Source organism: Shewanella sediminis HAW-EB3 (assembly GCF_000018025.1).
In the GTDB taxonomy this organism is placed as follows: Bacteria; Pseudomonadota; Gammaproteobacteria; order Enterobacterales; family Shewanellaceae; genus Shewanella; species Shewanella sediminis.
This window is the reverse complement of the sequence record NC_009831.1, coordinates 2486883-2510218: the sequence shown is the minus strand read 5'-3', so window position 1 is coordinate 2510218 and position 23336 is coordinate 2486883. Positions and strand designations below refer to the sequence as shown.

Genomic DNA, 23336 nt, shown 5'->3' with positions numbered 1-23336 from the left:
AATATCTCCTTAAGCGCTCCAGTAAACGTCGACCGGTGTCTTATGCTGAGCTAAGACGGCTCTGATCGGCATGCTGTTAGCATCTTCATTTTCAAGCGCTTGACGATAAACAGAGAGTTTCTGCTCACCTACAATGTGTAAATAAATTTGACGACTGGCTAATATCGCGGTTTTCGATAACGACAATCGAGGGTTCGGAGCACTGACAGGATTGACCGCCACACACACATCTTCTGTATTTAAGGCTGTATCTATCTCTTCAGAGCAAGGGAACCAAGAACATGTGTGTCCGTCGTTGCCCATACCCAGAATCACTACGTCGAATGGACGTGGGAAATGGGCCAACTGTTCGCTAGCCATGAGGCATCCCTCTTCTGGAGAGGAAAACATATTTTTTAAGCCACGAAACTTGGCATTGGAAGCTCTGTTTTGTAACAGGTGCTCCCTGACTAACTTTTCATTTGAAGCATCTGCGTCATTATCAACCCAACGCTCATCGGCAAGGGTGATATAGACTTCAGACCAATCGATGCTTTTCTTACTCAGTAACTGAAACAGCTTAAGCGGTGTCGAACCGCCGGAGACAATCAGACTCGCCTTGCCGCGGGTATCAACGGCTTCCTGTAGTTGCTTAGCAATTCGCTCTGCAAGCTGGATTTCCAGTGATGATTTATCATCAAAAGATTTGAACACACTTTCTTTAATCATAGTCATGTTCCTCTACTCGTCCCACGAACGGCCGTCTTTGGCTATCAATGCAACTGATGCCACTGGTCCCCAACTTCCGGCAGGGTAAGCCTTTGGCTTCTCGTTGCTATCTTCCCAAGCTTCAATAATACCGTCGACCCATCTCCATGAATGTTCAACTTCATCACGACGAACAAACAAGGCTTGATTTCCTAACATGGCTTCGAGTAACAGACGCTCATAGGCATCGGCAATACGTTCGCTCTTGAAGGTATCGGAGAAACTTAAATCGAGTTTGGTTGTTTGCAGACGTTGTTTCTGCTCCAGACCCGGCACCTTGTTCATCATCTGAATTTCAACACCTTCATGTGGTTGAAGACGAATGGTGAGTTTATTCGGCGGCAAGTTACGATAGTTTGAGCGGTAAAGGTTATGAGGTGGGTTTTTGAAGTAAACCACAATCTCAGAACTCTTAGTCGGCATGCGTTTACCACTTCGAAGGTAAAAAGGTACGCCAGACCAACGCCAGTTATCGATGTCGACACGCAAGGCGACAAATGTTTCCGCATTAGACTGGGTATTGGCCCCCTCTTCTTCGAGGTAACCAGGAACCGGAGAGCCCTGTAGGAAACCTGAGGAGTATTGGCCTCTAACGGTATTTTCGTAAATATTATCTGAATTGATTGGACGCAGTGACTTAAGCACTTTTACTTTCTCGTCACGAATACTATCGGCATCCAGGTTAACTGGTGGATCCATTGCGACTAAAGTGAGTACTTGTAGCAGGTGGTTTTGGATCATGTCACGCATTTGACCCGCTTTATCGAAGTAACCCCAACGGCCCTCGATACCCACCTCTTCGGCCACCGTGATCTGTACATGATCGATGGTGCGATTATCCCATTTAGAAGCAAACAGTGAATTGGCAAAGCGAAGCGCAATAAGATTCTGTACAGTCTCTTTACCTAAATAGTGGTCGATACGGTATACCTGACTCTCTTTATAGTAAGCTGAGACTTGGTCATTAATCACTTTAGAAGATTCGAGATCGGAGCCGATTGGTTTTTCAAGAACAACACGTGAATCAGGATAGATAAGATTTTGTTCGTGGAGGCAGCGACAAATATCACCGAAGATGGCTGGAGGAGTGGCAAAGTAACTCACCATGACACGTTTACTGGGTTCTAAAATGTCATGAAAAGTCTTGTAACCTTCAGACTCAGTGAAATTAGTACCAACATAATGACAACGTGCTAAGAAGCGTTCGAGTGTCAGTTCACACAACTCCTCTTTTACAAACCCCCGCAAAGCTTTTACGACTAACTCTTGATACTCTTCTTGGGTGAATGCATCTTTTGCAACGCCGAGCACTTTTGTCTCTTCGTTTAAAAGACCAGCTTTGTCGAGTTGGTATAATGAGGGAAGTAACTTACGGCGAGCCAAGTCCCCTTTAGTACCAAACAATACAAAATCACAAGCTTTGGCTTCTGGTGTTGTTATGCCCATAGCTCCTAAATCTCCTTTTGTCACAGTGCCACATCGATTCGATGAATATTTCACATGTTTGTTGTAATATAACAACAGAATTTGTTAATTGCATCTAAATTTTGCAAAAAAGCGGGACTTAGTACCCTAGGCATTCACACACAAAATCTGATATGCTTTTCGTGATTAAATTACTATATATAGTAGAAAGTTTTACCAGTGCCTGAATTATAATTCTCCATAAAGGCCGGGTTTCTCAATTTTAGATACTCTCTAAAATGACGGAAAAGAATAAATATAATTACATTACTTTCGAGTGGACGTACGCATATGAATACCCTTGAAAAGGTTCAAAAAAGCCTTGCACATTTTAGTAAATCAGAGCGCAAAGTTGCTGAGGTTATTCTAGCCTCCCCCCAAACGGCGATCCACTCTAGTATCGCCACTTTGGCAAAGATGGCAGATGTCAGTGAACCTACCGTCAATCGCTTCTGCCGACGATTAGATACTAAAGGCTTTCCTGACTTTAAACTTCATCGAGCTCAAAGCTTAGCTAATGGCACGCCGTATGTCAGCCGACATGTAGAAGAAGATGACAGTCCTGATTCCTATACGACAAAAATCTTCGAATCTTCAATGGCTTCGCTCGATACTGCTCGTCAGAGTATGGATACCGCCGCGATAAATAAAGCCGTTGATATATTGACTCAAGCTAAGAAGATCTCTTTCTTCGGCCTTGGAGCCTCGGCTTCTGTGGCCCATGATGCGCAAAATAAATTTTTCCGCTTCAATGTACCTGTTATCTGTTTCGATGACGTTTTAATGCAGCGTATGAGCTGCATCAATAGTGGTGAGGGTGACGTTATCGTACTGATCTCCCATACAGGCCGAACTAAGTCTATGATAGATATCGCCCGTATTGCTCGCGAGAATGGTGCTGCAGTCATTGGTCTCACGGCAAGAAACTCGCCTCTATCTAGCGAATGTACCCTGCCCGTCACCATGGAAGTACCAGAAGATACCGACATGTACCTCCCTATGGCGTCCCGTCTGGCACAATTAGTGGTTATCGATGTGTTAGCTACCGGATTCACCTTGCGACGAGGACCACGCTTTAGAGAGAGTCTGAAGCGAGTTAAAGAGGTATTGAAGGAATCTAGAATTGATAAAGATCCCATACTGTAATTGACTTTCTACTCCATTCTGGCAGTACAACATTCACCGTACTGCCAAATTTAGACTAATATTTAGTGGCACTTCACAAAAATTAGAACTTGCGCTAGATCATTTTGTTTGTAATTTTCCTACAAAAGTAGGTATTGTCTGTTAATATAGTGTCAGAATTTTTTTAAACTTAACGGAGTATCTCATGTTCCGCAGAACCAAAATCGTAACAACTTTGGGTCCAGCTACCGATCGCGATGACAACCTACGCCGCATTATCAAGGCCGGCGCTAACGTTGTTCGTCTAAACTTCTCACACGGCTCTCCTGAAGACCACCTTAAGCGTGCTACCGATACACGCAATATAGCAAAAGAACTTGGTGTTCATGTTGCTATCTTAGGTGATCTACAGGGTCCTAAAATTCGTGTTTCTACTTTCAAAGACAACAAAAAAGTTCAGCTAGACCTAGGTCGAAGCTTTATCTTAGATGCTGATCTTCAGAAAGGTGAAGGCGATGAGAACCAGGTTGGTATTGACTATAAAGAGTTACCGAATGATGTAAGCATCGGTGATATCCTTATGCTGGATGACGGTCGCGTACAACTAAGAGTTGAAAGTGTAGACGGTAATAAAGTCCACACTACAGTTACTGTTGCCGGACCTCTGTCTAACAACAAGGGCATCAACAAGCAAGGTGGTGGCTTATCGGCTGCTGCATTGACTGAAAAAGATAAGCGTGACATCGTCACTGCCGCTGAAATTCAGGTCGACTACTTAGCCGTCTCTTTCCCTCGCAGTGGTGCAGATCTTGACTATGCACGTGAGCTTGCTCAACAAGCGGGAAGCAATGCACTAATCGTTGCTAAAGTAGAAAGAGCAGAAGCCGTTGCGACTGACGAAGCAATGGATGATGTGATCCGTGCTTCTGATGTTGTCATGGTTGCCCGTGGTGACTTAGGTGTTGAAATCGGCGACCCAGCGTTAGTTGCTGTTCAGAAGAAACTGATCAGTCGCTCACGTCAACTCAACAAGAGTGTCATCACTGCAACGCAGATGATGGAGTCTATGATAACAAGCCCGATGCCTACTCGTGCAGAAGTTATGGACGTTGCAAACGCAGTACTCGATGGTACTGACGCTGTAATGCTTTCAGCCGAAACCGCTGCCGGTGACTTCCCTGAAGAAACTGTACAGGCCATGTCAGGTGTTTGTCTTGGTGCTGAAGAGCATCCTAGTGTACAAGTATCTAAGCACAGACTAGATGAAAGTTTTGTTACTGCTGAAGAGACAATTGCACTTTCAACTATGTATGCAGCTAACCACTTGAAAAGTGTTAAAGCGATTGTTGCCTTGACTGAATCTGGTGCTACACCACAGTTAATGTCACGCATCAGTTCAGCACTGCCTATCTTTGCTTTGTCTCGTCATGACGTGACTCTGGCTAAAATGGCGCTTTACCGTGGTGTTCAGCCTGTACATTTTGATTCTACGCAGTTCGGTGCTGAAGAGCTTGCCTCAAAAGCATTAGAATCACTATCTCAAGCGGGTTACCTGAAGAGTGGTGATATGGTCTTGATGACTAAGGGTGACACTATGGAAACTATCGGCGGAACAAATACTTGTAAAGTATTAATCGTCGCTTAATTTCGATATTCATTCTAAGAAAGGTACGCTCAGGCGTACCTTTTTTTTTGCCTGCTTAACCCAGGCATCAATTACGCTTTTATCCCGACACAGAACCATCACCGTTAGCCAGCCCCTTGCTCAAGCTCAAGCATAATCCTTACATTTCAGCCACTATTAACAAACTGGCATATGAATCTGCTTTTTTAGTAGGTGTCGATACCATCTCTTGACCTATTTCAGTCAGTTCCAGTTATACCGTTCGGTATTAAATACAGATAAAAAAAAGGTACCCAACGGGTACCTTTCTCAATCTAGTCTGTGTGCTATAACATTATTGTTTTAGCTTAACTGTTACAGCGTTTCAAACTCATCAACATGAATCGCGATTAAACGTAATTTGTCTGCGTTCATAATAGCTTCAAACTCACCTTTATTGATGATTGATACCTCAAGAGCCATCTCAAAGAGTGCCATGTTGCTCATTTTCTTAGGTAAGGTTCCCGCACGCTGAGCTTTTTTGATCTTCTTATAAGTGTTGCGGCATTCAAATTGAGCAAGAAATGCATCTTCAACCTCGGCAATACCACCTTTATCACCGTCAAACTCGGGACAAAGGAATGTAAGCCTGTCTCTGGCAGGTCCAGGTTGCAACATTCCCTTAGCTAAATCTGTCGTCATTTTATCCGTAGGACCATTAAAATGATTACCTATAGGGAAAATCAAGGCTCTCATTACCCAAGCAACAGGGCGATTCGGGAAGTTACGCAACGCACCATCCAAGGCTTTTGCCGCTTTCTGTAATCGGGTTGCCATCACAAATCGTACGGCAGGGAGATCATCTTGCTGACGGCCATTATCTTCGAACAGCTTTAAGGTCGCAGAACCTAAGTATAATTCGCTGAGCACATCACCCAATCTTGCTGACAACATCTCTTTGCGCTTAAGGTCACCGCCCATGATCAACATAGAAAGATCTGTGATGAAGGCCAGACCCGACGAAAGCCTGGTCATATCCTTATAATATTGCTGTGTTTCACCGCTAACCGGCGATTGATTGAATCGGCTGCCGGTTAATGCGCAAAATAGCGAACTAAACGCATTTCGGGCACCGTAGCCAATATGGCCTAACAGTAGAGAATCAAACCTTTCCAATGCCGCGCTGGAATCTTCCATGGCGGCAGTTTCCATCTCAGCAAGTACATAAGGGTGACAACGTGTCGCGCCCTGGCCAAAGATCATCAAACTGCGGGTCAAAATATTTGCCCCTTCGACCGTAATCGAAATAGGGTTGGCCATATAAGGATGACCTAAATAGTTTTTCGGTCCAAGTTGGATCCCTTTGCCTGACTGAATATCCATCGCATCATTAAGCACATCACGGCTCATCTCTGTCATATGATACTTTGCGATCGCAGTGACAACCGATGGCTTCACCTTCAGGTCAATACCTGTAGTCGTCAGACGCCTTGCCGCTTCAAGCTGATAAGTATTGGCAACGATTCTGGCCAATGCCTCTTGAACACCTTCAAACTGACCAATTGATAAACCAAATTGATGACGTACATAGCTGTAGGCGGTAGTGGTCTTAGTGGCTGTGTGACCGCAAGCCGTTGCCAGTGCAGGCAATGAGATCCCTCGGCCGGCAGAGAGACACTCAACCAGCATTCTCCAACCTCTGCCCGCGTATTGTGGACCACCGATGATCCAATCCAGCGGGATAAAGACATCTTCTCCGTATGTGGTGCCATTCATAAATGCCATGCCCAGTGGGTTATGTCGCTGACCCACTTTCACACCCGGATGATCCGTTGGGATCAGGGCACATGTGATACCAAGGGCTTCTTTATCACCCAGTAGGCCGTCGGGATCGCGCATTTGAAAGGCGAGCCCCAATACTGTAGCAACCGGCGCCAGCGTAATGTAACGCTTATCCCAGTTAAGTTTTAATCCTAATACCTCTTCACCTTCAAACTCCTGTCGACAGACGATGCCTTCATCCGGAATCGCGCCAGCATCAGAGCCCGCTTCGGGACCCGTTAATGCAAAGCAAGGCACCGCTTCACCAGAGGCGAGTTTAGGTAACCAATTTTCGCGCTGCTCTTGTGTACCATAATGGGTAAGAAGTTCGCCCGGTCCTAAAGAATTAGGCACCATTACCGTCACGGCCGCACTTACACTTCGGCTGGCTAATTTAGCAACAATAGTTGAGTTAGCATAAGCCGAGAATGCCTTACCTCCATATTGCTTTGGGATGATAAGAGCAAAGAAGCCTTCTTTCTTAAAGTATTCCCAAAGCTCTGGTGGCAGGTCTTTACGGTTGTGAACAATATCGAAATCATCAATCATGGTCAGTGCCGTCATGACCTGATTGTCGATAAAATCTTGTTCCTCATTGGTCAGCTTAGGCTTACCGTAGCTATGTAGTGTTTCCCAGTTAGGCTTACCCCTGAAAAGTTCACCTTCCCACCAAACATCGCCGGCTTCCATCGCCTCTTTTTCTGTATCGGACAAAGGCGGAAGTAACTTCTTAAAAAATGAAAAAATCGGACGAGTGATAAACTGCATCCTGATGTTTTTGACACCAAAAAGCACAATGATTACGAGTAGTGCAAGTATGAGTAGAGTCATAGTATTACCTTTTGTTTTGCGCCTTAATTAACAGGAACTGACACACCGGCAGAGAGGTATGGGATCACTTTACGAATAACCGTTTCTATATTGTTTTGCTCACCAAAATCGGCTCCGGCTATCTCAATCAGAGCATCTGCCGAAGCCATAGTGAATACGACCGTACCTAAGGTAAAGTGTAAACGCCAAAACATCTCAGCGGGGGGAATATGGGGTGCGCTTGCGGCAACCGCTTTCACGAACTGATCTAAATGTTCGCCATAATGAGTCGTGATAAACCAGCGCAGATGGCCCTGACTCTCAATGTAGCCACGGCCCAAAAGCTGCAAGAAGGTGCTTGTACCTTCGGCTCTTACTTTATTCAGATCCAGAAGAGGCTCAACTAAGATAGAAAAGATATCATTGAGTGAGGCATTTTTATCCGATGCCTGCAGTCTGACGATTTCGGCCGAAGCAACCGGCATAAAGACATCGAGATACCGGGCCAATACGGCACGTATCAACTCTTTTTTTGAACCAAAATGGTAATTAACTGAAGCCAAATTGACCTCGGCTTTACTGGTAATCAGACGTAATGAGGTTTCAGAAAAGCCTCTTTCTGCAAATAACTTTTCTGCAGCATCCAGTATTCTTGTTTTAGTATCGGATCTATTTGCCATTCCGTGACCTTATCACTCTATTTTAAACACCCGTTTAAATTAAACATTGGTTCACTTTTTGTCAAATGAAATTAGCTATCAATTGCACTCTATGTGTACTATTTCATAGAAAGTCAGGTATTAATGCGACTATCGTTTGAAACTCACAGAAGTTTACACATGTTCGCCCAGATAGAACCTTTCCATATGAGATTAACATTTTTAACCATTTCTGAGTCAAGCAGTGGACCTATACCAATCGGTATAAAGGTGTGGTCACTCAGCGATAGTTTAGCGTTTGTGAGGCAAGGCAACGAGTGAGGAACATAGTTATTCTACGTTTAAGCTCGTTAACGCCGTATCACAAGTGCTAAAACTCGCCTTTCAGGAGTGTTTTTGGCTGCCTACTTCCGTGTTGAATGAGTTCAAAAGGGATCACCATTCCCTCACTCCTTCGCCTTGAATTATGCAGCCAAAAATAACTCTGAGTTGACCACTTTCTTATACCGATTGGTATTATTGGCTTTGCCATGAGGTAAATGACTGATAGACGACAGAGCGTAAACGGATATAACAATCAACGCCTACCGAATCTCTGCCCTCGTTAATTATTTATTTTAACCAACTGTTTTATGTCTATTAAATTACCAGTAAAAACGCTCAACTGTGCAATAATAGTACTATCCGTAAAATCTATACAGACGACCCTATGAGCTTCTCTCACGTAGGTCATTAGCCAAAGAAAAGACCGGTGCTAAGGAAAGCATATGAATAGTCTCTCTCTCGCCATAAAAGATTGGTTGTTACACCGCAAGAGTTTGATCTTTCTTGTCGATGCACTCCTGTTTTTGGTCATGTTAAATACACTGCCATTTCAAGACGATATAGTGATAGGTCTCAGCCTGCTCACCTTTATTGCCATATTATGGCTGACTGAGGCCATTCACGTATCGATCACCGCCATATTCGTTCCTCTGCTTGCTGCGGGACTCGGTGTCCTAGACACTCCTCAGGCCCTTAGCAACTTCGCCAACCCCATCATATTCCTGTTTCTTGGCGGCTTTGCTCTTGCAGCCGCCCTGCACCGACAGCGATTAGATAAAGTCATAGCCGACAAAGTGCTGCAACTCGCAAACGGACAGATGAATATTGCAGTCATGATGCTATTCGCAGTGACAGCCATTCTCTCTATGTGGATCAGTAACACGGCGACAACGGCTATGATGTTGCCATTAGTGCTGGGTATTCTCGCTAAAGTCGATGACAAGAGTGATCATAACACCTATGTTTTTGTACTGCTGGGAATCGCTTATTGTGCCAGTATCGGTGGAATTGCCACTATCGTTGGCAGTCCACCCAATGCAATCGCCGCTGCCGAGGTTGGACTGAGTTTCACCGAGTGGATGATGCTGGGCTTACCGATAACTTTGATTCTGCTCCCTATCGCAGTCAGCCTGCTTTACCTGATGTTAAAGCCAAATCTTCGTCACACCTTCAACATTCCCCGTGAACAGGTCAAATGGAGCAGTGCAAAAATTATCACTTTTATCATCTTCGGCATAACCGTAACTTTGTGGATATTCAGTAAGCCACTCAATGCCTACCTTGGTGGCTATAGCAGATTTGATAGTCTGGTCGCCCTCTTTGCTATCATCATGCTGAGCCTTGCCAGAGTCGTAAAATGGCAAGACATAGATAACACGACAGACTGGGGAGTATTACTGCTATTTGGTGGAGGGATCTGCCTCAGTAATGTACTAAAAGAGACCGGCACCAGTGTATTTCTGGCCCAAAGCTTAAGTGAATACCTGCAGCAGGCTGATCTGTTTGTGATCCTTTTAATGGTAGTGACCTTTGTCGTTTTCCTGACAGAATTTGCCAGCAACACCGCAAGTACGGCACTATTAGTCCCTATATTTGCCTCAATAGCGGAAGTGCTGGGGGTATCACCTGTGATCCTGTCGGCACTGATAGGTATCAGTGCCTCATGTGCCTTTATGCTACCGGTCGCCACGCCGCCGAACGCGATAGTATTTGGCTCAGGTCATATCAAACAGCGAGAGATGATGAGAGTGGGGGTTATTCTTAATCTTATCTGTATCGTGACCCTATCCACCTTTGTCTGGTTATTTTGGCAGTAACGCTTTTATTAACTAAGGGAGAATTAAACATGCCTCCTTTCGGCGCTTAGTTAAACTCTGGTCGAGATCTAATCAAGTGCCTAGCCATAGCTCCATATAAGCTGTTCATCATTTGCCGTATAACCAATCCAATCCTTGAATCACAGTAGTAGGAAAAGCAGTAGCATGCCTGGCACCTTCGATAACTGAAAATTTCAGGTCAAGATTTGGATACTTATGATCTTTAAGCTTATCTGCCAAGGCGTTGGCCCCGGCAACCAAGTCTTGGTTTTGACCGTATTCAGGCCTCTCCAGACTGCCTACAGACAAATATAACCGAACTGGGCTAGCGGGCGTTTTTACTGACTCTGACAATAGGTAACTATCGTTATACCAGAGCGAGGGGCTGCCAATAATGTAACTTGAAAACATATCAGGTTGTGTAAATAGAATATAGGTTCCAAGCAAACCACCCAGAGAGTTACCGACAAATGTCCTCTGTGTTGAGCTTGCTCTATAATGACTCTCAATGTGAGGGAAAACTGTATTTTTAAAGAACGATATATGCCCATCGGCATTACCCGTTTCAAGTTTCCAGCTATCGGCTTTTATCGGTGTGTAATCTCGTATTCGACTCGCAGATCCCCTTGAACCTTTAGCGTATGAAATTCCGACAATAATGGCCTCTTCCATTACACCACTATTCATCGGAAAACGAGTCGCTCCGGAAACGATTTGAAAACTGTACCAGGCATCGGTTAAATAGATAACCGGATACTTTCGCTTAACTTCTGAATAATAGGATCGTGGTAACTTGATAAACAGCGGATAAACTCTTTCAGTCTTAGTCTCTTGTAATTCAACAACTGTACTTCTTGGGATCTCAAAGACGGTATCGGCCAATAACGGCGTACTACATAGAAAAACAAAAACAAATGTGATTAGTTTCAATGCAACTTCCTTTGGTAAATAACAGATCATCAGACAATAATTTCAGTTGAAACCTCTGTCTTTACCGAATTCGCTATGAAGCAATTCTCGTGTGACATGTGATGCATTTTTTCCAACTGCTCCATCGTTGGCTTGCGTTCACCCGAAAACAAGATGTGAGGCCGTAACTTTACTTTGGTAACGGATGTTTTCCCATCGACATCCTTTTCCATTAGACCGATGGCATTATCAACATAGCTCTCTATGATGTACTTACGCTTGGAAGCAATAGAGAGAAACACCAGCATATGACAGCTGGACAAGGCAGCGATAAACGCTTCCTCAGGGTCAACGTTCGCCTCGACAGAATAAGGTAGTGGAACAACATGGGGAGAGGATGACGCCGGGACTGTAACGCCTCCGTCAAATTCCCATGTATGCCCTCGACTATATTGGTTATCACTAAAGCTCTCATCTTCACCACGGGTCCATCGAATTACGGCTGTATATTCAGACATCCTTGCTCCTAACTCTATAAGTTCTTATTGTTATTTACGGTGACACAATACCAACAAGCTTTGGGGCCGTTAAATCAGCACCAATTCGACATCGACAAAGGTGAGTTCACCTGCAAGCTCTGCTGTCAGTGATTCCTTAAACCCCATGATGGCACTGCTGTTATGCCCTGCCAACTTACTAAAAGACAGGCTGATAATCACCAGGTAACTGCTCCCCGTCTTACCTATATTCAGCGCCTCTGAGGTTATTCCTCGCAGCTCGAGTTGGCGGTTTACCGTATCTTCGATAACTTGATGTTGTACTTCATCCTGTAACTTGCCACCCGCCAATTCAATGAATGCGTCTTTAATGATGCCGAACGGCTGACCAAGCATCGCAATAGCGAGCAGTATCACTAACAAGGCATCGCCAATATAGAGCAGAAAATCGAGTTGAGTACCGGGTTGAACATAACCAATCACCACCAAGATCGTACCGGTGGAAGCGGAAAGCATGCCGTCGATAAATGAGGCCTTCTGGTCAACCTTAAGCATTGAGCTGCCCATCTTGATACGTCTGTTTTGCATTCGATAAAATGCCGATAATCCCCAACAGATCGATACCATGGCTATGGCATAGTAAACGATTGGTCCGGTTTTTATCATGTTAATCGGCTCTCCTTCCAGGTATTGGAAGATCTTACTGGCGTTAGAGGTGATAGCCGAGATGATAACGCCGAGCAGCAACAAGCCTTTCATCAGTGAATACAGCGCTTCGGTCACGTACAAACCAAAGGGGAATTTCTCCGAGCGAATAGTCTTAATTTTCGATATTTTCAGCGCCACTATCGAAGATAAAAACAGAATAAATGACATGTTACCGTCGAGCAGTAAAGCCTGAGAGCCAGAAAGATAAAAGGTAGCCCACCCACTCAATGCCATCACCAAGTTAGCCACAATACCGATAGAAATCGATTGGCGCTCAATAGATCCAATTTTATCTTTCATCATTCCCTACACATATATATGCCGATTAATTTCAACGGTTAATCAGATGGTTTATTAGATACCGGATTAAGAATTCACTTCTCGGTTCAATGGCTCGTTATATCGCTTATTAAAAGTTTGAACGGGCCCAGTCACTCAGCTCCGCAATTGGTTTGGGAAAACCAAGAGAATAAACAAAGCGATTTTCACTGTCTTCAAACACGCTAGAATTTACCCCCAGTAAAACAAACCCCTCCTCTAATAATGCACATGCATCCTGAGGGCACTCAGTTTCAACAATTTTTGTTATTTTAAGCAGGATCTCTTGAGATTTTGTAATTTCATCGTTATCCATGGTAATCCTTGTGTAGTGACTATAATGTGGATTCATAGGAGAGTTACTTCATTAATATGAGTAACTTATCACTAGTATAATCCAGAGATCAATCTAAGGCAGCGTTAAGAGAGCGAGAAAGGTGTTTAACGAGAATGATTAGGCGCAGTATCATAGCTTCACAGCCAAGAAATATAATCAGCCCTCATTCCAAGGCTACATACTTTGTGGGGAAAGCCATCTAATCCGAATTAAAAATTGAAATAAAAAGGTCGGTGCAACCTGCGCTGACCCCTTTACTCTTAACCAAGGAGTACCACTACATCTTAGTCTGTAAAGTACATCTCCTAGCTTAGCTCTTGTTTTACCGCTTCAACAACTGCTTGAGGTTTGCCTAAATACAAGGAGTGATCGATGAAGACGCCTTTGTCTTCGGTTGACAACAAGAGCACTGGAAATGCCACAGTTCCAATCATCTCTTGGATCTCACCGATATCTTCAAGAATATATTCTGCGTCACTGCTTAACTCATCTCTGAAGACTTTATTCGATGGTGACAATTTAAACTGTTCAAGAATATTAGTGAAATCATGCTTACAATCCAGAGGGTTACCTTCGATAAAATGTGCTTTTTGTAATGCATTGAGTACGGGTAACATTTTGTCAGGTTGCTTATTTTGCATCCAAGCCATTAAATTGGCAGTTTTAATGGCATTCTTGGGGCTATTTACATAGCGAATATGTTCTCTGCCAAACTTAACCGCACTCAATTTCAACACTGCGTCCACTTGCTCCTGACCCGCACTGTCACTGCCGTTGAAATGGGCACAATGAAGCGTGTGAATATTCATTTCAGGGTAAGCTTCACTGAGTGCATTAACCACAGGTGTGGCCGCGTAACTCCAAGGACAATGGGAGTCGTAGATAAAATATAGATCTGAAGTCATTAGCTTGATTCTTTATCGGAAAAATACTGAAGTGATCCTAAATAGTTTACGCCCAATATACAATTATCAATTGTCTTTAATACCATCATTTGAACCTGTTTTCAGACAAGGACAGATCAATCAACGACATTTTTTCTTCTTAGTGAGCGTTTCCTATTTTTTAAAGGGATTCTCCTCATTTGCTGGCTATCGCGTTGGGCACTACACTCAATATTACAGGGGATAAAAACTCAAAGAGATCAGGGCATCAGCCTCGAGTCTTGCCCTCACTAGCCAGACGGAGTCGATAATGGATGTGGACTACTTGATTGTCGGTAGTGGATTATCAGCATTAGTGTTCGGCGCACTCAGCGCAAAAGCAGGCAGTAAAGTGATAATGCTTGAAGCACATCAGTACCCCGGAGGTTTCGGCCATACCTTCCCAATGGGCAAGCATTACAAATTCAACGCACAGCTTCATTATGTCTGGAATTGTGGAGAGGGGGAAACGGTTAACAAGGTTCTCAAGAAACTCGAACTCGATAAACAGGTGACCTTCGAGTCATTCGATCCTCAAGGGTTCGATCATATGCGTATGCCTGGATACCAACTCGATATTCCCTATGACATAGATCTACTGCTCACTCGTCTATGGGCGCTGTTTCCTGAGCATGTTAAACAGTGCACCGCCTTTATCGATGAAGTCAGGCGTACTGCCGACGGATTAGAGGTGCTATCCGGCGATGAACGGTATAGGAATATCTTCAAAAACTTCGGTCAAACAGTCACTGCGTTTAACAACATCAGATCTACCCTGCAGGAGGTCTTTGACAAACATCAGTTACCTCTGGAGGCGCAAACACTGCTTGCTCTGCAATGGCCGGACTTTTTACTGCCACCCAATCAGCTTTCATTTTGTGCCTGGGTTCTGCTTTTCACCGGTTATCAAAGGGGCGCCTATTACCCTACCCTGCATTTCGAGCATGTCATTAACTCCTTGGCGAAGACCATTGAAGATAATGACGGGCAGATAATCTATGAGACTCATGTAGACAAATTTATCGTTGAAAACAATCGGGTGCTTGGGGTTGAAGCAAGAGATCTAAATAGCCAAGAGGCCGCACACTATGAGGCAAAATACACCATCTGTAATATGGATCCCAAGAAAGCCGCACACTTGATTGGCATCGAAAAGTTCTCTTTGAAGTTACGCAGGCAGTTGGACTATGCCTATTCGCCCTCGAATTTTATGGCTTACTGTTCGGTAAAGGATATCAATTTACAAGACTATGGTTTTGGTAGATGGAATATCTTCCATACCTGTGAGCCCGATCTTAACGTCGCGTTCGATGCCATGTATAACCAACATGATTACTCGGCCCCAAGTTTTGCCATCTCCACCCCAGGCTTTTTAACTGATGACCATTCAGACCGGCCTGAGGGCCAACAGATCATAGAATTTTTGACCGTCGCCGATTATCAATATTTTAAAGATCTGAAGGAGGACGATTCCAGAGCTTACCGGAAGAGAAAAAGAGGCATCTTAGATAAAATATTAGATATCGTCGAAGAGACTTACATCCCTGATTTCAGAGAACATTTAGCCTATAAGAATACAGGTAGCCCGACGACAAACGAAAATTTCTGTTGGTGCCCTCAAGGTAACTCATATGGTTCGGCGATGACGCCCAACTATTTCAATCTGTTCAGATTAAATCATAACAGCTCATTGAAAGGTCTCTATTTTTGTAATGCCTCATCCGGATTTGCAGGTTTCGCCGGTACATTTTGGACCGGGGCTAAGCTTTACCAGAATCTGACAGGAGAGCGCATTCTATAATCTGTCCAGTACGACGGATACTATTAGGAGGGAAGCGATGAGGTTTGCGATCATTGGTGGGGGTAGCAGTGGCATGGTGACAGCCTACTATCTGAGTAAGAAAGGCCACTCGGTTACCGTATATGAGAAGCAAGCCATCTTAGGCGGCCATATACGCACCGTAAACAAAAATGTCGAAATAGCCAGCATCGCTCCCGGCATGGTTTTGGAAGGTGGAGTCGTCGAGTTTTCGAGTAACTTTAAGCACTTCCTTGCACTGATGGATGAACTTGACGTTGAACTGGAACCCTTGAAAGTCGGTTCTGCCCTGTTCCGCCGTAATAAGAAGCGCTTTCTTTCACCTAGGGTGATCACGGGAAATATTCGGGGAATGAGCTTCATATTGGAGTTTATTAAGCTCGCTTTTGTTTACCTGTCTGCAAACTGGCTCTTGTTGCAGATATATTTAAAACCCTCCTCTTTGCTCAGGGATAAGCCTTTTTCAGACTACGTAAGTAAAAAACAGGTAAAAAATACCTGGTTAAAACTATTTACTATGTATTGTTTCTCTATTCCCTATAAAACCATCATGAAAATTCCAGCGGAATTGGCGTTTAATATTTTCCGGCGATATTTTTGGGCTGATTGGAAACGAATAGATGGCGGTGTCTACACCTACATCGAGAAAATTGAGCACCTGTTAAATGGTAAAGTGATACGCAATGCGGACATTGAGGGAATAAGCCGTTCAGATGCCGGGATAGTATTGAGGTTCAGGGATAACACTGAAGTAGATTTCGATAAACTGGTTTTAGCCGTCCCTCCTGATCAGGTTCTGGCACTTTTATCCGATCCTACTGAGCGCGAGTTACAATTTTTCGGTCCATGGAAAAAGAATATTGCCAGAACCGTCCTGCATAGGGATCCTCTGGTTTACCAACGCTATGGCATAGCCCATCCATCTGAGTTTGATTTTTTCCAGACCAAAGACGGATGGGGCTACAACGCCAGCCTAAGCCGGATCTGCGGCTTATCCTCACAGCAGCACTATAGCTTGGCCTACAATATTGATAGTTTGATCGCAAAAGAAAATATCATTCAATCCTTTGAACATCACACCCCTCTCTATAGCGTCGACGCGTTTCATTATCGTCGAAATATCATCGACAACAACGGCGATAATCACACTTTTCATGTCGGCGCTTACCTCTATGACGGTCTACAGGAAGGTGCCGTTCTCTCGGCAAAAAAAGTAGCCGAACTAGTAGGAAAAATTAACACTTAAAGAGGTGAATAAACTTAGCCGCTCACAAACCTCAAGCTCTGACGGCCCCTTCAAGACAGCCCCGAGTCAGGGAGAGGAAACCCTTTGGTTTTCAACAATTATTTCCACTTTTTTAATCTTGTGCTACTAAACAGATGATTTTGGGGTAAAATACGCAACACAAAAATAACAAGGGATATGATTCGATGACACGTTTATCTCCAAAGCTTTCAAAGCTTTCATTTCTAGTCGCTCTGTCTATCGGTGCCACGGCATGTAACAGCGCACAAACCTCTGATGCAGCTGCTCAATCTAAGACTGATGAAGCCAAGCAATTTATTCAGGGTTCAGAGAAACAACTTAGCGAACTTTCTATAGAAATAAATCGCGCAGAGTGGATCTACAGTAACTTCATTACCCAGGATACGGCAGCCCTTTCTGCTGCCGTAGGTGAGAAACAGACTGCCACAGCTGTAAAACTGGCCACCATGGCAGCCAACTATACTCAGCTTCCTCTAGATGAGGTAAGTCTGCGTAAACTTAATATTTTACGCAGCTCTTTGGTGCTACCGGCCCCTCTCGATCCTAAGAAAAATGCCGAACTTGCAAACATAAGCGCCGAGTTGAACGGACTTTACGGAAAAGGAAAGTACTGCTTTGACGATGGACGTTGTTTAACTCAACCCGAACTGTCAGCCATCATGGCTGAATCACAAAACCCGGCGGAGCTGCTAGAAGTCTGGAAAGGATGGCGAGAAATTGCCAAACCTATGCGCCCTCTGTTTAAACGTGAAGTCGAGCTGGCAAATGAAGGGGCAAAAGATCTTGGCTACGCCAACCTATCTGAGTTATGGCGTAGTCAGTACGACATGAAGCCCGACGAGTTTTCTAACGAACTCGACCGTCTATGGGGACAAGTTAAGCCACTTTATGACTCACTTCATTGTTATGTTCGTGGCGAGTTAAATGATGAGTACGGCGATGATGTTGTCTCGAAAGATGGACCCATACCTGCGCATCTGCTGGGTAATATGTGGGCACAGAGTTGGGGTAATATTTACGCTAAAGTCGCGCCACAGGATGCCGATCCCGGATATGACGTTACAGAGCTTCTCGCACAACATAACTATGATGAACTAAAGATGGTAAAACAGGCTGAAGGCTTCTTCAGCTCCCTGGGTTTTGCCGAGTTACCCGACACATTCTGGGAACGTTCTCTGTTTGTTCAACCTAAAGACAGAGATGTGGTCTGTCATGCCTCAGCCTGGGATCTCGATGATTTAGACGATATCCGCATCAAGATGTGTATTCAAAAAACGGCCGAAGATTTTACCGTTATTCATCACGAACTTGGCCATAACTATTATCAACGCGCCTACAAAGAGCAGCCGTTTATCTTTAAAAATAGTGCCAATGATGGCTTCCATGAAGCGATTGGTGACACCATCGCTCTATCCATCACCCCAAGCTATCTTAAACAGATAGGTTTACTGGACGAAGTACCCGACGCATCGAAAGATATCGGCCTGCTACTTAAACAGGCATTAGATAAAGTCGCCTTTATGCCATTTGGCTTGATGATCGACCAATGGCGCTGGAAGGTATTCAGTGGTGAGATCACGCCGGAACAATATAATCAGGCATGGTGGGATCTAAGGGAGCAATACCAAGGCGTGAAGGCGCCAATTGCGCGAGGTGAAGAGAACTTTGATCCCGGCGCTAAGTATCATGTGCCAGGTAACGTTCCCTATACTCGCTATTTCTTAGCCCATATCCTACAGTTCCAGTTCCACAAGGCACTTTGTGACATTGCCGGTGACAAGGGCCCGGTTCATCGTTGTAGTATCTACGGCAACAGGGAAGCGGGCGCTAAACTTAACGCTATGTTAGAGATGGGACAGAGTCGCCCATGGCCTGAAGCATTGGAAGTGGTCACAGGTAGTCAGGAGATGGACGCCCGCGCCGTTCTCGATTACTTCGCGCCATTACAGGTCTGGTTAGATAAGCAAAACAGTGAAGCGAATCGTCAGTGTGGTTGGTAGACTGAAACTGTCTGACTGGTAATGTAAAAAACGCTCAACATTTACTGTTGAGCGTTTTTTTAAAAGCTATTTTTATATAGTTAATGCCAATCGATATAACCTATCTGAAACCGCTACCCTTATGATTTTGCTCTCTCGACTCGATACGTTTATTTTCAGACTTACTCAACATCACATATAAAGCGCCCGTTCCTCCGTGCTCTCTTTTGGCGCTATGAAAAGCTAACACTTTATCTAAGTGCGCCAGCCAATTGACCACACATGATTTAATCAGTGCATTTATCGGTTTACTCTTAAAGCCTTTACCGTGAATGACCAGAACGCACCGCTCGCCTTTCTCGTATCTGTCCTCGATATAGTGATATAACGCCTCCCTTGCCTGACGCATATTTAAAGCATGAAGGTCCAACTCCGAGAGAAATGTATATTTTCCTGCACTCAGGTGCTTGAAAACAGGCGTTTGAACACCGTCCCGACAGACACTTATCACCTCTTCGGGCTCTACAGGGTTGATAAGGTTAATATCTGTAGTTAGCAGCAGTAACGCTTCTGATAATTGTGCCGCTTTTTTTCGGGCTAATTGGGATGCCGAGATATCACTGTTGCAGATAGGCCTGATTTGCTCACTTCCACTTAGAGGCTTAACCCCTGCCATCTCGTCCAGAAAGGATGAAACATCATCATTCACCACTGAATTCTCCTCTTAGACACACTTTGTTAAGAACTAAAACTTTAGATCGGTTACACCTTCTATTATAGTGACATCAGTATTAGTAGAATTGAAATCATTAATGACACTTTTTAAATTTATCGCAGCTTCTCTCCTTTCTTTTGTCTGTGTTTTACAGCCAGCAGTAGCTATGCCAGAAGATAACGTGGCACTCAATCAATTTTATACCCAATTTTCTCAGGCATTTGAGCATCTCGATGCCGATCTGGTAAAGAGTATTTACGCCGAAGACGCTTGCTATATACCTGAAAATCAGAGTAAAGAGATCACGATGGGGCGAAAAAACATTATCGCTCTGTACAAGAAGTTTTTTGGCAAGATCAAACACAAAGAAGCACGAATTGAGGTCGATTTCAGAGTCGTAGAGCGTCAGATGGAGACGACTAATGCAACCGATATTGGCTACTATCTGATTCGTTTTTACCCTCCTGTAGATGCTGAAGAACCTGTCAGCGAATTTGCCGGAAAATTTGTCACCGTCTCCAAGAAAAATGAGGACGGAAAATGGTATTTGACCGTCGATACCAATAACCGTGCTGAACCTCCCTTTTACTACAATGCAAAACCTTCTCCAAATCTGTATTATGGCCGTCAATTTACGCCGTTAGCTACAGAGAACGATGACAACTAACCCTGACACTATCTGCCCATGTGGTAACACTAAAGATGATACACCACTTACCTATACACGTTGCTGTGAGCCGTTTCATAAAGGCTTAGCCCTCGCTCCTACACCAGAAGCATTAATGAGAAGTCGTTATAGCGCATTTGTTCTCAAAGAGTATGAATACTTAATAGCGACTCATCACCCTGAATATTTGGATGGTCTTACTGCACAGAAATTATCTCAGGGCGGAGAAGCAAGCTGGCTATCTCTCGATATTTTATCAGCAAGGAGTAGCGGACAGTCCGGAGAGGTCTGCTTTCAGGCTTGGTATCGAGATGAGTCAGAGATCGATGCAATCCATGAATGCTCTCAGTTTGAGTGTGTCGATGGGCGCTGGCTTTATACTCAAGGCGAGCAAAAAGCGGCAGTTCTCCCAAAGAGAAATGAGCCTTGCGTCTGCAATAGCGGCAAGAAATTTAAACAATGTTGTATGAGATAGGCCATGCAAGTCCTGTCATTCACCGAGATATGTCATCAGTAAACAGAGCTGTATCTAGTGGATCAACTCGGGTTCCGCTTGAAATAAAAATCGACTAAATTCAGATTCTCTTAACGCAGGACTATAGAGGAAACCTTGAGCCTGATGGCATTTATGATCGGACAAGAAACTCTCCTGCTCCTGAGTTTCCACTCCTTCGGCCGTCAAGGAGATATTTAGCGCAGATGCCATTGCAATAATCGCACTCACAATCTCCCTACTCTCACGACTTATCGTTAAATCAGATATGAAAGAGCGGTCAATTTTGAGCTTACTGATGGGAAATTGTTTCAGATATCGCATAGAGCTATAACCGGTGCCGAAGTCATCGATTGCAAGACCGACACCGAGCTCAGAAAGCTCCTGACACAATTTCGTGGCATTTTTGATATCTTCCATCAACTCTGTTTCGGTGATCTCCAAAATCAAAGTTCCCGGTTTCAAGCGATAACGAGTGACTAACTGCCATACCTGTTCATACAAATTGCCGCTAAAAAACTGCCTTGCGGACACATTAACGTGCATAGATATATCAATTTTATGGTGTTGCCATAGGTTAAGCTGTCTGCAGGCCGCCTCGAGTACCCAGGAACCGATGGCATTGATCATGCCTGTCTGTTCCGCTATATCGATAAACGCACCAGGGTACAACACCCCTTTCTTAGGGTGATGCCAACGAATAAGGGCCTCGGCGCCAATATAGGCCTTCTTCTGGAGATCTTTCAGTGGCTGATAATAGAGTTCAAACTCCCTGCCTCGCAACGCAGTTTGCAGATCCCGTTCAATTTGAGAGTTATCTTTAAAGGCATTGAGTAATGCATTATTGAAGATCTGAATCGTATCACCCTGTTTCTTTTTCGCATATTGTAGTGCGATATCGGCACATGCCAAGGGCAAAAACAGCTCTTCGACTGAATTAATATCGACAATAGCCAGAGCGGGTTTTGGGTCGATATGCTCTCGACCTATGGTCACAGGCATGATCAGCTGGCGATATAACCTAGCGATAATGTATTCCATATCGGCTTCGCTCTGCTCTGGCAGGATAATGGCGAACTCGTCACTACCGACACGCGCGATTTGATCGGTATGGTTTACATTGGCAAAATGTTTCAGCCTACGTGCGACTTCGATAAGCAGAATATCGCCACTCTCGTGTCCATAGGTATCGTTAAATCGCTTAAAGCCACAAAGGTCGATCAAAATGAGCTGACCCTTCGTCGTTTTTTCAAGTTCTCGATTAAAATAGGTACGATTGTATAAGCCTGTTAAACCACAATGCCATGCCAAACGTTCTAACTCAGATTGGTACCTTACTTCTTCGGAGCAATCTTCGGCATTAACTAACGCAAAATGGTTGCCTCTTTCTGTAATAAATTGCTTAACCGAATACCTTAACCAATAGGTGGACCCATCCTTGCGGGTAATTTTACAGTCGCCTTTAGCAAACTTACCCTCTCGAACTTTTGCCAATGTCACCATGGCCTGTTCGGGATGTTGCTTAACAAAATCGAGATGTTTGAACGAGCGGCCAATGACCTGTTTTTTAGAGGCTCCCGATATCTCTTCATGAGCCTGATTTACATATTCAATAATATCGGTATGAAGATTGACTAACATACTGATCTGTTCCGATTGTTCGGCCGCACTTAAAAATAACGTGAGCTTTTCATCTTTTTCATAGGCATTGCGCGTCGCTAACGTTAATGCCAATTGATCGGCAACTTGAGATGCGATATGGATTTCGGAGTCTGACCAGTGAAAATGATCTTTTCTCTCGAGAAAGAGCACGCCTTCCAGATGCCCGTTAATTCTGATTGCTATATCTAATGTGGACTTGATCCCCTTGGGGGCAAAATAGACCGAAGCTAGCTCATCGAGCCTTACATCGGTATCAATATCGGTCGCATCGATGAGACGCTGATTTTTAAGCTCGCTGATATAGTGAGGACAATCGAGGGGGGCAGGTCGTAAAAAAATGTCGGACAGCAAGGAGCCATAATTAGCTATGTTACTAATTTCGTTGTTATCACAAGAGAGGATGCATACACCGACGTGCGTGACATGGAGCTGCTGACACAGAAGCTCTGTGGCTAGTTCGGCCGTCTTTTGAAAATCACCTTCTTGTTTGGCTTTGGAATTAACGATCAATTCCAATAAGTGTTGATACTTACGTTTCTTCACTAAATGTCCTTGAAGTAGCAAGCCAAATGGCTTGCTGGTTGTCTCAAATTAACTTTGGTTTGCGAGCCAAGAGATAATGAAACCAATGTATAAATATACAAACAGATTTTAAATATAATTTTTCTTTAG

19 protein-coding genes are annotated in these 23336 nt (G+C 44.1%); 8 read left to right on the top strand and 11 right to left on the bottom strand.

All coding sequences use genetic code 11. The features are described 5' to 3' along the window. Nucleotides 1-9: 9 nt before the first annotated feature. A complete protein-coding gene (gene pgl / locus SSED_RS10795) occupies nt 10-708 on the bottom strand; it encodes a 6-phosphogluconolactonase (protein ID WP_012142415.1) in 699 nt (232 codons plus the stop codon). Nucleotides 709-720: 12 nt separating this feature from the next. After that, nucleotides 721-2193 (bottom strand): glucose-6-phosphate dehydrogenase, encoded by a 1473-nt coding sequence (gene zwf / locus SSED_RS10790; protein ID WP_012142414.1) that lies wholly within the window; start codon nt 2191-2193, stop codon nt 721-723. 309 nt (nt 2194-2502) lie between these two features. Here zwf and SSED_RS10785 point away from each other — a divergent pair, with 309 nt between their 5' ends. After that, nucleotides 2503-3357 carry a MurR/RpiR family transcriptional regulator gene (locus SSED_RS10785; protein ID WP_012142413.1) on the top strand — a complete coding sequence of 285 codons (855 nt, stop codon included), beginning with the start codon at nt 2503-2505 and terminating at the stop codon, nt 3355-3357. A gap of 184 nt (nt 3358-3541) precedes the next feature. Then, nucleotides 3542-4981: a pyruvate kinase gene (gene pyk / locus SSED_RS10780; protein ID WP_012142412.1), complete on the top strand. Its 1440-nt coding sequence runs from the start codon at nt 3542-3544 to the stop codon at nt 4979-4981. A gap of 333 nt (nt 4982-5314) precedes the next feature. Here the strand turns inward: pyk and SSED_RS10775 are convergent, their stop codons facing one another. Both SSED_RS10775 and psrA read right to left on the bottom strand, forming a co-directional pair. Beyond that, on the bottom strand, nt 5315-7591 hold the full coding sequence (locus tag SSED_RS10775; RefSeq protein WP_012142411.1) for an acyl-CoA dehydrogenase: 2277 nt from the start codon (nt 7589-7591) through the stop codon (nt 5315-5317). A 23-nt stretch (nt 7592-7614) separates the two neighbouring features. After that, nucleotides 7615-8250 (bottom strand): TetR family transcriptional repressor PsrA, encoded by a 636-nt coding sequence (psrA, locus tag SSED_RS10770; protein WP_012142410.1) that lies wholly within the window; start codon nt 8248-8250, stop codon nt 7615-7617. Between the two features lie 746 nt (nt 8251-8996). On the opposite strand from psrA, the gene SSED_RS10765 reads away from it, so the two are divergent. After that, nucleotides 8997-10370, top strand: a complete 1374-nt coding sequence (locus SSED_RS10765) for an SLC13 family permease (protein ID WP_012142409.1) — start codon at nt 8997-8999, stop codon at nt 10368-10370. Nucleotides 10371-10478: 108 nt separating this feature from the next. Here SSED_RS10765 and SSED_RS10760 read toward each other — a convergent pair whose 3' ends face one another. From SSED_RS10760 to SSED_RS10740, 5 genes are all read right to left on the bottom strand, one after another. Then, on the bottom strand, nt 10479-11330 hold the full coding sequence (locus SSED_RS10760) for an alpha/beta hydrolase (RefSeq protein ID WP_012142408.1): 852 nt from the start codon (nt 11328-11330) through the stop codon (nt 10479-10481). Next, nucleotides 11330-11797 (bottom strand): OsmC family protein, encoded by a 468-nt coding sequence (locus SSED_RS10755; protein ID WP_012142407.1) that lies wholly within the window; start codon nt 11795-11797, stop codon nt 11330-11332. The genes SSED_RS10760 and SSED_RS10755 overlap by 1 nt, the downstream gene beginning before the upstream one ends. A 69-nt stretch (nt 11798-11866) precedes the next feature. Then, nucleotides 11867-12787 (bottom strand): cation transporter, encoded by a 921-nt coding sequence (locus SSED_RS10750; RefSeq protein WP_223295973.1) that lies wholly within the window; start codon nt 12785-12787, stop codon nt 11867-11869. A gap of 106 nt (nt 12788-12893) precedes the next feature. Further along, the gene (locus SSED_RS10745) at nt 12894-13118 is read right to left on the bottom strand and encodes a hypothetical protein (protein ID WP_012142405.1); all 225 of its coding nucleotides are present in this window, start codon (nt 13116-13118) and stop codon (nt 12894-12896) included. 326 nt (nt 13119-13444) lie between these two features. Continuing rightward, nucleotides 13445-14044, bottom strand: a complete 600-nt coding sequence (locus SSED_RS10740; protein ID WP_012142404.1) for a protein disulfide-isomerase — start codon at nt 14042-14044, stop codon at nt 13445-13447. Nucleotides 14045-14333: 289 nt separating this feature from the next. Here SSED_RS10740 and SSED_RS10735 point away from each other — a divergent pair, with 289 nt between their 5' ends. The 3 genes from SSED_RS10735 (at nt 14334) to SSED_RS10725 (ending at nt 19148) form a co-directional block, all read left to right on the top strand. Then, complete coding sequence (locus SSED_RS10735) at nt 14334-15863, top strand: phytoene desaturase family protein (protein WP_012142403.1); 1530 nt, start codon at nt 14334-14336, stop codon at nt 15861-15863. A 37-nt stretch (nt 15864-15900) separates the two neighbouring features. Further along, nucleotides 15901-17127, top strand: coding sequence for an FAD-dependent oxidoreductase (locus SSED_RS10730; protein ID WP_012142402.1), 1227 nt, complete (start codon nt 15901-15903; stop codon nt 17125-17127). A 185-nt stretch (nt 17128-17312) separates the two neighbouring features. Then, nucleotides 17313-19148 (top strand): M2 family metallopeptidase, encoded by a 1836-nt coding sequence (locus SSED_RS10725; protein WP_012142401.1) that lies wholly within the window; start codon nt 17313-17315, stop codon nt 19146-19148. A gap of 100 nt (nt 19149-19248) precedes the next feature. On the opposite strand, the gene smrA is transcribed toward SSED_RS10725, so the two are convergent. Beyond that, complete coding sequence (gene smrA, locus SSED_RS10720) at nt 19249-19839, bottom strand: DNA endonuclease SmrA (RefSeq protein ID WP_012142400.1); 591 nt, start codon at nt 19837-19839, stop codon at nt 19249-19251. 100 nt (nt 19840-19939) lie between these two features. On the opposite strand from smrA, the gene SSED_RS10715 reads away from it, so the two are divergent. Both SSED_RS10715 and SSED_RS10710 read left to right on the top strand, forming a co-directional pair. Then, complete coding sequence (locus SSED_RS10715) at nt 19940-20509, top strand: YybH family protein (protein ID WP_012142399.1); 570 nt, start codon at nt 19940-19942, stop codon at nt 20507-20509. Further along, entirely contained in the window at nt 20499-20984 is a 486-nt protein-coding gene (locus tag SSED_RS10710; RefSeq protein ID WP_012142398.1) for a YchJ family protein, read from the top strand. The genes SSED_RS10715 and SSED_RS10710 overlap by 11 nt, the downstream gene beginning before the upstream one ends. A 54-nt stretch (nt 20985-21038) precedes the next feature. Here the strand turns inward: SSED_RS10710 and SSED_RS10705 are convergent, their stop codons facing one another. Then, nucleotides 21039-23207, bottom strand: coding sequence for a sensor domain-containing phosphodiesterase (locus SSED_RS10705; RefSeq protein ID WP_012142397.1), 2169 nt, complete (start codon nt 23205-23207; stop codon nt 21039-21041). Nucleotides 23208-23336: the final 129 nt, after the last annotated feature.